Source organism: Bacillus sp. FSL M7-1020, assembly GCF_038050415.1.
GTDB lineage: Bacteria > Bacillota > Bacilli > Bacillales > Bacillaceae_G > Bacillus_A > Bacillus_A toyonensis.
In genome coordinates this window covers 2,120,162-2,133,311 of the sequence record NZ_JBBOTW010000001.1, presented here as the reverse complement: position 1 = coordinate 2,133,311, position 13,150 = coordinate 2,120,162, and the positions used below count along the sequence as shown (strand labels likewise).

The following is a 13,150-nucleotide window of genomic DNA, read 5'->3' as shown; positions in this document are numbered from 1 at the left end:
GCATGCCCCCTATTCACTAAAAAACAATTATGTAAGTAAACAACGTACAACCTACAGAAAACAATACAAATCTAATAAACAACTGGACTTTCGATACAAATGTGCCATCAATAAAAGAAACAACGATCGTAAGCAAAACACTTGCCGCAATACTTGTAACGAGCCATATACTATGCATTTGTGATAGATTTAGTATTCTTAATACAGGTACTAAGAGTAAATTTGCACATATTACTCCAAACAATAATATAAATACACCTTTATAACTAAATTTTATATTCATTCCTTTACACCTTCTCTCAGTTTAATACGAAAGAAGTGATAGACATAAAGTCTATCACTCAAAATAACCGTATAAAGCTTAAGGACTAACAGATTCCCCGTCACCATTCTTTTCAATTTCAATCATATTTTTGTCATACATTTTAAAGAATGGTAGGTAAATAAGAAATGATATTGCTATATTTATAAAAACTAATACCACTGCACGCCAATCCCCACCTGTGGCTAAATACGCGCCAATTGGAGCTGGTAATGTCCACGGCGGCATAATATGTGTTGGCGTTACAAATCCCATCGCAGTTGCTGAATATGCAACAGTTGCTGTTACGAGTGGTGTAATGATAAACGGGATAATTAAAATTGGATTTAGTACAATCGGTAATCCGAAAATAACAGGTTCATTAATATTAAAAATACCAGGAACAATACAAGTTCTTGATAATGCTTTCGAATATTTTGATCGACCAAATACAATCATAGCTAATACAAGCCCTAACGTCGCACCAGAACCGCCAATCCATATAAACCATTGATATAACGGTTCTGGTGATATGAATGGCAACTGATCTGCTCCACTAGCAATTGCTTCACCATTTTTCCCTAAGTAAACTTCCCATAATGGCCGAGCAACAGTTCCAACAACCGACACACCATGGATTCCGAATGACCAAAAAAATGTAATTAAAAACACTGGAATGATTACACCGAAGTAACTATCACCAGCTTTTACTAATGGTGCTGCTAATTTATCAACAACATGGTGTAAATCAATGCTAAAAACGACAGTTACTAGACTCATTATAATAATAACGAATGCAGCAGGTATAAGTGCTTCAAATGAACGTGATACAGATGGCGGTACTTGTTCTGGCATTTTAATCATTACATTTTTCGTCTTACAAAACCTTAATATCTCTACGGATAAAATAGAAACAATCATCGTCACAAATAATCCATGACCTCCGAGATTTGTCATCGGAAGCATAAATCCTTTTTTATCAATTAATTCAGGGGTTAACGTTAATAGCAGTGAACATACCGCAAGCTGTGCTCCTGATAAAGCATCTAACTTATAACTTTTTGCTAAATTATATCCTATTCCAAATGCTATATATAAAGACATAATAAACATCGTTAACCGATATGGTATTAATATACTTGTTTGATTTTTCAATGCCCATACTGATATGAAACTATCTTTCGGTAATGGGGGAAATGCTACTATTAAAAAGAAACTCCCTACAATAATAAATGGTAACGCCGAAATAACTCCATCACGGATTGCTTGTAAATGCCTCTGTTCAGAAAGCCTTGCCATCGGTCCAGATAAGTTTTTATCAAGAAACGTGACAAACTTATTCATAACGCTTCCCCCTAACTAATTAATTCATTTACAGTTTTCAACAAAGTCGGTCCACCAAGCGGTGTGTATGCTTGCGGTGGAATAATGCCGCACGGAATGGATTCCTCTTCTGCAAATTTTTTTACAGAATCAAATCGGTGTCTTATTTGAGGTGCAACCATTACAACATCCCAACCATTCTTCACTTCTTCCTCTACCTCATTCGTTCCAATTGCATGCACTTCCATGCTCACACCTTTTTTCTCCGCTTCTTTTTTTAAAGCGTTTACAACAATTGCGCTGGACATTCCTCCAGAACAAACGAATAAAACTTTCATTATTGAAGCCTCCTATACTTATAAATTATTTCCTTCAAATGAAAGAAAGTTTCACTTTACTAACAAGCATATGAAGACATGAAACGATTTAGTTATACTGAAAGTAAATTTCACTAAAAATATTTTTCCTATTAAATTAATGTTTCAATATTTATTTTTCTCAATTGCAAGGCCAACCTCACATCATATATTATTTTAAATAATCGTATAATAGGGAGGCGTATAAATGATTATGAAACGTTTATTAATGATGTGTTGTATCATCATCTTGTTTACTCCTTTCTCTTTCATTTCCCCTCACTCTACCTATGCTGAAGTAAATACTACTTACAAAAAGCATGAATTACGCGCTGTATGGATAGCATCTGTTCTTAATATTGATTGGCCCTCAAAAACTGGCTTACCTATCGAAAAGCAGAAACAAGAATTTATAAAATTATTAGACGATGTAAAAAACACTGGTATGAACGCAGTCGTTGTACAAATAAAACCAACCGCTGATGCTTTTTATCCTTCAAATTACGGTCCTTGGTCTGAATACATTACAGGTACACAAGGAAAAGACCCTGGATACGACCCGCTCGCATTTATGATTGAAGAAGCACATAAAAGAAATATAGAATTCCACGCATGGATTAATCCATACCGAATAACGATGAATCACACTGATATAAATCGATTATCAGAAAATCACCCTGCAAGACAACATCCCGATTGGGTTGTACCTTACGGCGGGAAGCTATATTACAACCCTGGTATTCCAGAAGTGAAAAACTTTATAACAGAAGGCGCTTTAGAAATCGTAAAAAATTATGATGTTGATGCAATTCATATGGACGATTATTTTTATCCTTATAAAGTAGTTGGCGAAGAATTTCCTGATCAAAAAACATTTGAATTATATAATAACGGGAATTTTTCAACTATCGAAGATTGGCGTCGCAATAATGTAAATGAACTCGTAAAAGGTTTAAATACTGCTATAAAACAAGAAAAATCATACGTAAAGTTTGGCATTAGTCCGTTCGGCGTATGGCGAAATATAGCTGACGATCCAACTGGCTCTAATACAGCCGCAGGTCAAAGAAACTACGATGATCTTTATGCTGACACACGTGAGTGGATACAAAAAGGGTACATTGATTACATTACACCGCAAATATATTGGAATATCGGTTTCACACCTGCTGCATATGACATATTAGTAGATTGGTGGGTAAAAGAAACAAATAACAAACCGATTCACCTTTACATCGGTCAAGCGGCTTATAAAATTAATAACAACTCTGTCCCTGCTTGGTCTAATCCAGAAGAATATCCGAAGCAAATCGCATTAAACCATCAATATCCACAAATAAAAGGTAGTATGCATTTCAGTTTAAAAGATATAAATAACAATCCACTTGGAATAAAAGATAGACTCTCCAAAGACATATATATACATCCTGCATTAATCCCGCCCATGCCTTGGCTTGATCATGATCCACCAAAACAACCTACTTTAAAAGGTGCCATTCCAAGAGATGACGGTATTGCTGTAGGAATAATTGACAATAGAGATAATGACTCTGCTTATTACGCCATTTACCGTGTGAATGGAAAAAATGAAGTGGATATACACAACCCAAAACATTTACTTACCACTGTAAGAAAAACAAAACTTGGAGAAATTTACGTAGATAAAACGGCTATTTCTGGAGAAACTTATACGTATGTGGTAACTGCAGTTGATCGATTGCATAACGAAAGTGGTGCTTCTAGTTATACTACCGTTAAGGCAAAATAAAATCTCAAAAAAACGCCTTAAAGCTGAGAAACACTTAGCTTTTAAGGCGCTTTTTCTATTTATTCTTAAACTTCTCAGTCGCTGCTCTCATCTTCACATTCAAATCATGATCAATGGAGTCCCGAATATCACGCTCTACTACTTCCATTTCTTTTTTGAAATTTTGCAAGTAGACTTTTAACTCTTCTTCTTTTTCTGGTCGTTGTGACGGAGGTAATTGCACCACTAAAGATAACATCGCAGTTAAATCTTTCATTAAGAACGTTTCAAGTTTATGTTGTTGTTCATACATACGCTGCTCTTGATAATACGGCAATGCATTTAATACTGAAATTGTAATATCATCAACTGTTCTTTGTAATGAAGGATTTATCGAGCGTTTATACGTTTGAATTGTATTCAATGCATCTGGATATCGATCATAAAAATACAATTTATAAAACGATAGGTCTGACGGTTTTACAGTTTGCTGCGTTTCTTGTCTTAAGAAATCTTTCACTTTCATCGCGGCCACATCGATATCTTCATTTGTAAGCTTTTTCGTTGTTTTTGCCATTACATGCACTTTTTTCTGTTTTTCTTTCGGTAACATTGAAAATACTTGCTCTCTCGTACGTTGACTTGATGTACAGAAAAGAGTATTCAATGTATGTTGTTCTTTCTTTCCTTCTGTACGAATCCATCGATAAAAGAGTGGATGTTGCGTAAACTCTTGTAAAAACGGTGTCGATTTATTCGATAACTTTTCTATAGAATCTTGCGCCCTCTTGTATGGTTTCGTCCATGAAAAATACAGTTTACGTCCGAAATATACTACTAAAACAACGACAGTAAATGCGATTAAAAGTAATGTACCTAATAGTACTAATACTGTTTGAATGAAACTCATTTTTTCACCTCCTCTAATAATCTGTTATTTTCTTGGACGTTGAATGAGTTTCTGCTTCATCTCATCATTAAATGTGTCTAATTCAATGACAAATTTCTTACTAGACTCAATAATACGTTCTGACGATTTCTCAGAAGCTTCAATCGCTGCGAATACATTTTGGAATGACTCACGTAATTTATCCATGCTAATAGCAGGATTTTCAAGCAACTTTGTTGTTTCTTCTGTATTTTGCTTCAATGCTTGAGAGTTACTTAATACCATTGATTCAATTGCTTCATTTGTCGCATTAACAGCATCAATTGTTTTACGTTGATTCGTTAATGCTAGCTGAATAGCAGCTGAAACTGTTACAACGTTTTGCGTCATCGTAATTGCATTACGAATTGCCTCTGTTAACTTTTCATTATTTTTCTTAATGATATCTACAGATGCAATCGATTGTAATAGTACACTTTTCGCTTGCTGCATATTACGTGTACGTACAAGTATCTTTTCTAATGCATCGTTTATTAATGGAATATCTCTTTGACGCTCTGGGTTTTGCTTCTCAGCTTCAAGCATCCCAGCAAGTTTTTTCCCTAAGTATACTTGTTTATCAAGAGCATGAATTTTATCATGCGATTGCTCTTTTAACATTTCAAGGCCAACCGTATCTTCTTGCAAATTGTCACGGCCAATTAGAAGGGATCTAATAATCTCCTCGATTTGCTTATCTATAGATTGGTATTTATGCACATATGTTTCAAGTGGATTTTTTTTGAATACTTTAAACATTATTTTCTTCATACCACTTGCTTTTAATGAATTCGGATCAAGCTCTGATACCACTTTTCGTAACTCTAACAATGTATTTGGAATTTCTTCATTTTTCCCATTCATCATCGCTGTTACAGGACGTTTTAACGCCGATAACGTTTGTCCTGCCGCTTGTTGCTCTTTATCCCCTAAATCTCCTAGCTGAGACAATACTTTTGATAAATCTGTATTTTGCTCGCTATTTAACTTGTGTACATAAAGATCAGCTTCTTTATTCAATTCATCAAGTTCTTCATCTTTTATAACTGTATCAACTACTACTCCTACATTATTATCTTTCACAATTGATACGGGTTCTTTTTTCTCGAGTTCAGTCAACAAAATCGCTCCTTTATTTATATGTGCGAATTTATATGCACTATTTTTCATTTCATTTATCGTATTTCATGTACAATCAGTCTGTTTGAAATCGATTTTTCAAGAAATATCTGCTTATGCAGTCATTCCCTGTTTCTTAGTATAAGTATACCTGTTATCCACATTATTTTCCTCAGACTTAAGACCTAGAGAAGAACATGCTGAAGGCGGATTCTTCGTATGTTATCTATATAATTTACATTCTTTCTGTCATGCTGTAGTCAATCTTTTGACATTTGCCCGCTTTCAATGTGATAATTATATTACGTTCACTTCTATTTATTCTTGCGCGCTACAAATGCCCCCTTTTGAAAAGCTAATAACACCGTTTCAAACGTATCATCTTCTTCAATCATTTTTATAAACTCACCTAATTCACTCGCATGAGAAGTTGCATTATCAACAACAAGAAAACCTTTTGGTTGTAACATACGTTTTATATGCTCAAACCACCACATGTATTGCGTACGCTCTGAATCTAGGAAAATAAAATCAAATGAATGATCTAATTGCAAATCTAAAAATGCCCCTGCTTCTTGATTATGAATATCGATTCTTTGTAACAGGTGTGCCTTTTCAAAATTGGCAAGTGCCTCTCCAACTCGTTCTGAAGAAAGCTCTACAGTTGTTACATTTCCATTTGTTTCTTCTACCGCATTCGCTAACCACAATGTAGAATAGCCATTAGAAGTTCCAATTTCTAAAATTTTTTTTGCATTACACCCTTTTACTAAAATTGATAAAAATTGCCCCATTTCACGAGAAACATTCCGTAATTTTTCTTCCCTTGTTTTTTTATTTCGATCATGCTCTTCTCCATATTGTTCAAGTTGCAATAATAATGAATCTACTGTATCCATTCTTTTCATCGCCTTTCCAAGCAATATGATGAAAAAGCTCTTGCTGCCCGTCTACTTTTTATTATATGCGAAACAAAAACCTTTTTCCTGTTATATGACAAAGATTTATAATTTTTTATAGCATATTGTTTCGTTTTTTGGTAAAGTTAATTTCTACGTGCAATTATTCCATTCATATTATTTCACATTAAAATTGCAGTTATTAAATTATATAAACCCCATTTAAATGAATCGGTATTTCAAATTCAATTAAGCGCCCTTTTCGGACGCATTTTCTTTGTTTATTATATTTCCAGAAGAAAGGATGCTTACAAATGAACGTGATTAGCTTAGATGCTGCTCGAAAACGAAAGCAGCATAAAAAATTAATGATTACTATACCGATTATTACACGTATTTATGAAGAAGACGGGGAAATTAAATTTGAGGTAGCTGGCGAAAAAGATGTACCTCTTGAAATGTTAGAAAAATAATAAAAAACGCATTTCTGAAGAAATGCGCTTTTTTATATTTTTACATTTAAATGCATAAGTTTTTCAGGGTTAACCATCATATAAATATTTGAAATTTTCTCATCCTCAAATGCAAACGAAAGAACATAAGTTACTTTATTATTTATTGTAACTATAACTCCTGGTATACCATTTACCATTTTGAAATCAACAGTGTACTCTTCAGTCAATCGTTGTGCAATTCCAAAGAACAAACGTATAATTCGATCCGCAGAATAAATCGGATGGATCGCAGTCGTAACTTTACCACCACCATCAGCTTTGAGTATAGCATCTGTTTTTAATACTTCTAGCATGCCTTCCGCATCCCCACACTGTAATGATGATACAAACTTTTCAACATAAGCAGCCATTTTCTCTGTGCTTAATTTTGATTGCTTCGGTTTCTCCAAAATGCTTTTTCGTGCACGTTGAAAGATCTTCCTGCAGTTCACACTACTCTTATCAACAATTGAAGCTATTTCTTCGTATTCATAACTGAAAACCTCTCTTAATATGAAAACAATCCTTTCTACTTCAGACAGTTGTTGTAAAAGTAATAAATATGCCGTGGAAAGGGATTCTTTCATTACAAATGACTCTGATGGCTCATCACTCTCTTCTACAAGTGGCTCTGGTAACCACATCCCCACATACACGTTACGTTTATGCGCTGCCGAACGTAATTTATCAATTGAACGATTTGTTGCCATCTTACACAAATATGCTTTCATATTTTCGATAGACTGAATATTCTCTATGTTATTCAGCGAGATAAATACATCCTGAACGATATCCTCGGCATCCATAACACTCCCAAGAATTCTATATGCTAACGAAAATAATAATGGTTGATACGCTTCATATAACTGCTCCGTTTCCATGATGAACACCCTCACTTTCTAATTGCTTTAAAATGTGTAACGCTGCACGTTTTCCGCTTGCTACTGCAGCATCAGCTAATAATTCATCCTGCCCAGTCCAATCACCTGCAACATAAACACCTGGCATTTCAGGGATATTAGGACCTGGAGTTTCAACTCGTTCAATATGAGAAAAATCATATGCTACTGTTATTTTCGGTAAATATTGCTGTGCAACAACTTCTCTTTTCCAATTTGGATGTAACAACTCCATCGTACTTTCTAACTGTTCTTTATCTTCATGAATATGATTCATCTCTAGCACAGTATTATGGTACTTAATTAGACTCACTGCAATGGATCCATCTTCACTTAATTTAGCTGCTCTCGATTGATTTGTGAAAAATATAGGTTGATCTAGTCCTATTACAAATTGATGTGTAGGATTGGGTAATCGTCTCAAGCCAATATCTAATGCAGCAACAGTAACCGGTACCGATTGTTCACTCCATCTATGCAAACTTGTTCCTTCTGCACCTTTTATTATTTTACAAGCTTCTTTCGGCGGAGTCGTCACGATGACTGTGCCTACTTCAAAAACCTCATCATCAAAACAATGTATTCTTTGTTTATCTTCGTAATGCTCTATCTCCAAAACATGCTTTTTAGCCAAAAATTGCACCCCGACATTATTCGCTATATCTCTTAATTTTGTTATAATCGTCTCCCAACCACCATCTACATAAAGTACGCCTTCTTTCATAGATAGTTGTATTTGCTTTAATACTGAAGAAGCTAATTGTATTGTAGGAGCAAACGTATATGTTGTTGTTCGGCATAGCGCATAAAATATATTGCGAACCATTGGATCTTTTATTTCATTTTCCGCCCATGCAGTTAGGCTCATTTTTGGAACTTCTCCTACATCTAAATTCCCTAAACGAATCATAAGACGTGAGAATTGTACTTTTGCAGACCACGAAAGTAGTGGTGTTGATAAAATAGAGCGAAAATCTGTTGGGATAGTGAATATATCCCCTTTCCATATTCCATGTGCTTTTGTAGTCGGTATTCCACCCGGAAGATTCATACCGAGCTCATTAAAAGTTAAAAATGCTGCTCCTCCTCTATATAAGGCATGTGCACCAAGATTCATGCAGATCCCATTTTTATTTATAGTCATCCCTCGACCACCAAATCGCCTGGACTTTTCTAATACAATCACTTTCTTTCCAGCTTTCGCTAAATATATAGATGCTGTTAATCCAGCAAGCCCACCGCCAACAATTGCTACATCAAATTTCTTCATAATAAAATCCCTCCTTATCGTTCTACATACAAGACGAACGATTAAGGAGGGATGTGACATGAAAATATATTTTTATTTATCTACTTACTTTCATTATTTTTTTATTCGGTCATATTGCATTCGAAATAACTCAATTGCAAATGGAATATCCTCTTCACTCTTTATATAATAACTGATCCATCCTGATTCAGGTAATACGTGATGTGGTTTTACCAATCCTTGCTTCACTAATTCATCTCGCTTTAACTTCGGAAATGGTAAATCAGCTAATTTATCACCATGAAGATGGCCAAGTTCTTTCTTACCATAATTTATTTCAATACCACCAAATCGGTGCGGTTTTTCAGAAACACCCGTCCAGCTGAGCACTTCATTTCTAATCATTTCACTAAATGACATGAACATTCACTCCTTATAAATGATTGATGTACTTTTAAATTAACATTTTCATTACTTTTTTCCATCAATCCAAAGTATGAATGGGAATACGAATATAGTTTAGTCTTAACACCTTATTCTTTATGAAATAAGTGAATTTATTAAACTACCGACAACAGCACAAAACAAAGACTAGACACATATCCTAATTTTGTAACCTAACTTACCTATAGAAAGGCGGGTAATACAATTGACTGCCAACATCGACTATACCTCCCCCTCAACCAATTTTACTTATGATGTAAATAAAAGTAATTTTTTTCGGAAAGATGCCCAAAATTATATAAATGTACTTGGCATTAAACAATTAAATACTTTAGAAAATACTTCTTTATTAGATATTTATTTAAGTACAGGCAATGTTGTAGAACCACATATTCATCAAAATGCAGCTGAACTTGTTTATTGTATTTCAGGGTCTGCTGTTGTTTCTTTACTTAATCCATTTACGAATCAAATATTAAACTTACCGATAAAACCGGGGCAAGTTGCCAACATTCCACAAGCGTGGTGGCATTATGAAATTGCTACAGCAGATAATACTCATTTATTAGCTATTTTTGATGCCCCTATCCCAGAAGTTATTTTCGGCTCTGATATTTTAAGATTAACTCCGGCTCATATGATGGCTCATACTTATTGTCTCAATGAACAACAATGGAAACAAGCAGTATCCCCAATTCAATCCACTACTGTAATTGGTCCTCCAGCAAACTGTAATCAAAACCGCGACATGATAAATCAGTCAACTCAGCCCCCTACTCAACAACAAAATCTATATTACCAAGATTCTTATTACTTCCCTCTTTACTGGGGGTATTAATTAGTATCATTTTAATAGAACCATCCTTTATCTCCTTGGAAAATACCAAGGAGATTTTTTATCGTAACAAATAATAGAGTTCATACATATAATATTTATATAATTAATTGGAGGTGATAGTACTATGAGTAATTATAACTATCGAAAAAACTACTCAAATAATAAAAATAGTAGCTCGTCAGCATCCTCTCAATCTTCCAATGCCCAATCTTCCAATTCCCAATCGCAAAGAGACTTAGCCGAGCAAGGCTATGTAAAGAAAAAAGGATGTAACTGCAATAAAAATAAATAGTTTATTTTATGGATGAATTCTTTTTTAAAAGAATTCATCTTTTTTTGCTGATCAGAAATTTTTAAAGTTACATAACTTATTCCTCAAATGAGGAAGGGTAAATTATACTTTTTTTATACGAACTTAACAAAGAGTAATTGTTCAATTGATTCATTATTTATTTTCTACAAAAATATAGTCCTCCCTAATTTTATTAGGAAGGACTATATACAAATCCCTGTTTAATTTCTAATTAAACATTGTAACAAATTAGACGATATTAATACCTGCACTTACAAATCCAGCAACTGCAGCTATTGGACTTGCTGCTGTTAATGAAACGTATAACAGTATTTTATCTCCAGCTGTTACTGGAATAGCTTCAGCTATGATCCCTGATGCTGTAGAACCAATCGCTATTGCAGCAAATGCTGGTGTTAATAATAGAGGTGCGCCTTGTACTGTAAACGTATTACTTGCTGGAGGTGCAGTTAATATTTGTATCTGCACTTGAACAGGTGATAATGGAGCTAATGCAGCTGTTGCACTAAAGAAACCTGCTAATGACGTAATAATGCCATCGCGCGGTGCTACAAATGCATAATCACCTATACCTAATGCTAATGTGATACTTGTTCCACCCGTTAATGCTATACCTGGCTGACTAAATCCAAATCCAAGAAGAGTTCCTGTATTAGCTATTAACGCGTTAACTAACGCAGATGGTGTTGTACCTGAAGCAAATGGAATAATAGCTCCGCCACCTGTTGCTCCTGTCGGACCTGTTGCTCCTGTTGGGCCTGTGTCTCCCGTTGGACCTGTTGGGCCTGTTGCTCCTGTGTCTCCTGTTGGACCTGTTGGGCCTGTTGCTCCTGTTGCTCCTGTATCTCCCGTTGGACCTGTTGCTCCTGTGTCTCCCGTTGGACCTGTTGGACCTGTTGGGCCTGTTGCTCCTGTGTCTCCCGTTGGACCTGTTGGGCCTGTCGCTCCTGCTCCTGTTGGGCCTGTTGCTCCTGTTGCTCCCGTTGCTCCTGTTGCTCCTGTTGGGCCTCCTCCTGGAGTAGCACCAATTAGTTGAACTAATAAGTTTAATAAAAGTTGTAAACTTGCAGGGTCAATAATTAAAGAGAAGAAGAATGGTGCAAGAGCACTGTAGAATTGTTGCAATAAGGAAAGCAATTGGCTTAAGTCTGGATTAGGAGATTGTAGTACATTGATAATACTTTGAATTAATTGTTTCAAATAATTACCTTCTGGAGAAGGTGGTAATTCATTTAGTAAATTTAATAGTTGAGTAAACAAATTGAGTAAAGCTAATCTGTTTGCGTCACTTGGATTTGCAAAAAATGCTGCAATAGCCGAAATTAAAGAATTTAGTAAAGTAATTAATCTACCTAATTGCTCACTAGTAATTGGAACTGTTTGTGGATTGTTACAACAATCTGGAGTGAAAACAATCGGATTATTGCAGTGGTTATGACCAAAACAATTATTACTTGTCATTTATGTCCTCCTTACTTGTTTTATATTTGAGTTTTTCCTATTATAAGGATCATAAAGTTGTAAAAGAGTATGTGTTATATATTGACTTAAAATAGGAAACATGAAATATAATTAAACTTGCAAACGCTATTTAATTATGTTCATGACTCACATATTAATTATATGTTTTTAATAATTGAGTGCTTAGATTAAACACCTAAACTTAAGAGTTTATTTTATTTTTCCACGTTTATCTCTTAAACCAAAGAATACATATTAATTTGAATACAAAAATTCAAATTAACCCTTAGCATATATTCCATAAATACCAACATCGCTTTTTAATTGTAGTAAAAGTTATACCTTTAATAAAATTATGCTACTCTTCTAATCCTAAAGCCGTTTCTATTCTAGAAAACTCTCATACAATATAGTGGACAAGTTATTCAATACTTCGTTCCAATAAAATATGAATAGGAGTGAGAATTAATTGCCTATCATTCAACCATTTATGGCATCTAGAAGATTCACATCTACACTAGGAGCTGGGACTGGCACAGGCGCAGCCTTTGCGGTTGCTGCCACAGCTTGCTTAAACGATGCGGGTACTACTGCAACTGCATTTCCGACTTTCACGTATTACAACCTATATGTAAACGGTATCCTTCAGCCCAGTGTGAACTCCAGTGTTACTACTGGCCCTACTGGCGCTATTACAATCCCTGGTGGAGATGCATTAGACGGCGGAATTCCAATCACAATCGAATTTATCGTCACTTAATGTTAACGAATGTAATTTA

Annotated in this window: 14 protein-coding genes; 4 read left to right on the top strand and 10 right to left on the bottom strand. The window is 34.9% G+C overall.

Translation table 11 applies throughout. The annotated features are described in order from the left end of the window. Nucleotides 1-16: 16 nt before the first annotated feature. The 3 genes from MHB70_RS10860 to MHB70_RS10850 all read right to left on the bottom strand — a co-directional run bounded on the left by MHB70_RS10860 (nucleotide 17) and on the right by MHB70_RS10850 (nucleotide 1,962). Nucleotides 17-283 carry a hypothetical protein gene (locus MHB70_RS10860; RefSeq protein ID WP_001021949.1) on the bottom strand — a complete coding sequence of 89 codons (267 nt, stop codon included), beginning with the start codon at nucleotides 281-283 and terminating at the stop codon, nucleotides 17-19. Nucleotides 284-361: 78 nt separating this feature from the next. Further along, nucleotides 362-1,645, bottom strand: coding sequence for a PTS sugar transporter subunit IIC (locus MHB70_RS10855; protein ID WP_001032297.1), 1,284 nt, complete (start codon nucleotides 1,643-1,645; stop codon nucleotides 362-364). 11 nt (nucleotides 1,646-1,656) lie between these two features. Continuing rightward, a complete protein-coding gene (locus tag MHB70_RS10850; protein ID WP_000865901.1) occupies nucleotides 1,657-1,962 on the bottom strand; it encodes a PTS sugar transporter subunit IIB in 306 nt (101 codons plus the stop codon). A 226-nt stretch (nucleotides 1,963-2,188) separates the two neighbouring features. On the opposite strand from MHB70_RS10850, the gene MHB70_RS10845 reads away from it, so the two are divergent. After that, the gene (locus MHB70_RS10845; RefSeq protein ID WP_000605561.1) at nucleotides 2,189-3,748 is read left to right on the top strand and encodes a glycoside hydrolase family 10 protein; all 1,560 of its coding nucleotides are present in this window, start codon (nucleotides 2,189-2,191) and stop codon (nucleotides 3,746-3,748) included. 55 nt (nucleotides 3,749-3,803) lie between these two features. Here MHB70_RS10845 and MHB70_RS10840 read toward each other — a convergent pair whose 3' ends face one another. From MHB70_RS10840 to MHB70_RS10830, 3 genes are all read right to left on the bottom strand, one after another. After that, a complete protein-coding gene (locus MHB70_RS10840) occupies nucleotides 3,804-4,637 on the bottom strand; it encodes a DUF3974 domain-containing protein (protein ID WP_000008389.1) in 834 nt (277 codons plus the stop codon). A gap of 24 nt (nucleotides 4,638-4,661) precedes the next feature. Beyond that, on the bottom strand, nucleotides 4,662-5,774 hold the full coding sequence (locus tag MHB70_RS10835; protein WP_000137413.1) for a toxic anion resistance protein: 1,113 nt from the start codon (nucleotides 5,772-5,774) through the stop codon (nucleotides 4,662-4,664). 314 nt (nucleotides 5,775-6,088) lie between these two features. After that, complete coding sequence (locus MHB70_RS10830; RefSeq protein WP_002093755.1) at nucleotides 6,089-6,682, bottom strand: O-methyltransferase; 594 nt, start codon at nucleotides 6,680-6,682, stop codon at nucleotides 6,089-6,091. A 305-nt stretch (nucleotides 6,683-6,987) separates the two neighbouring features. Here MHB70_RS10830 and MHB70_RS10825 point away from each other — a divergent pair, with 305 nt between their 5' ends. Continuing rightward, entirely contained in the window at nucleotides 6,988-7,146 is a 159-nt protein-coding gene (locus MHB70_RS10825; protein WP_001100984.1) for a hypothetical protein, read from the top strand. Between the two features lie 32 nt (nucleotides 7,147-7,178). On the opposite strand, the gene MHB70_RS10820 is transcribed toward MHB70_RS10825, so the two are convergent. From MHB70_RS10820 to MHB70_RS10810, 3 genes are all read right to left on the bottom strand, one after another. Beyond that, a complete protein-coding gene (locus MHB70_RS10820) occupies nucleotides 7,179-8,048 on the bottom strand; it encodes a sigma-70 family RNA polymerase sigma factor (protein ID WP_000447155.1) in 870 nt (289 codons plus the stop codon). Beyond that, a complete protein-coding gene (locus MHB70_RS10815; protein WP_000712983.1) occupies nucleotides 8,026-9,336 on the bottom strand; it encodes a phytoene desaturase family protein in 1,311 nt (436 codons plus the stop codon). The genes MHB70_RS10820 and MHB70_RS10815 overlap by 23 nt, the downstream gene beginning before the upstream one ends. A gap of 93 nt (nucleotides 9,337-9,429) precedes the next feature. Then, on the bottom strand, nucleotides 9,430-9,735 hold the full coding sequence (locus tag MHB70_RS10810; protein ID WP_000010328.1) for a luciferase domain-containing protein: 306 nt from the start codon (nucleotides 9,733-9,735) through the stop codon (nucleotides 9,430-9,432). Between the two features lie 229 nt (nucleotides 9,736-9,964). Here MHB70_RS10810 and MHB70_RS10805 point away from each other — a divergent pair, with 229 nt between their 5' ends. Beyond that, nucleotides 9,965-10,597, top strand: a complete 633-nt coding sequence (locus MHB70_RS10805) for a cupin domain-containing protein (RefSeq protein WP_000126318.1) — start codon at nucleotides 9,965-9,967, stop codon at nucleotides 10,595-10,597. A gap of 541 nt (nucleotides 10,598-11,138) precedes the next feature. Here the strand turns inward: MHB70_RS10805 and MHB70_RS10800 are convergent. Then, nucleotides 11,139-12,371, bottom strand: a complete 1,233-nt coding sequence (locus MHB70_RS10800) for an exosporium glycoprotein BclB-related protein (protein ID WP_061529969.1) — start codon at nucleotides 12,369-12,371, stop codon at nucleotides 11,139-11,141. A 469-nt stretch (nucleotides 12,372-12,840) separates the two neighbouring features. Between MHB70_RS10800 and MHB70_RS10795 the strand changes: the two genes are divergently transcribed. After that, a complete protein-coding gene (locus MHB70_RS10795; protein WP_001121652.1) occupies nucleotides 12,841-13,131 on the top strand; it encodes a DUF4183 domain-containing protein in 291 nt (96 codons plus the stop codon). The last annotated feature ends 19 nt before the right edge of the window (nucleotides 13,132-13,150 follow it).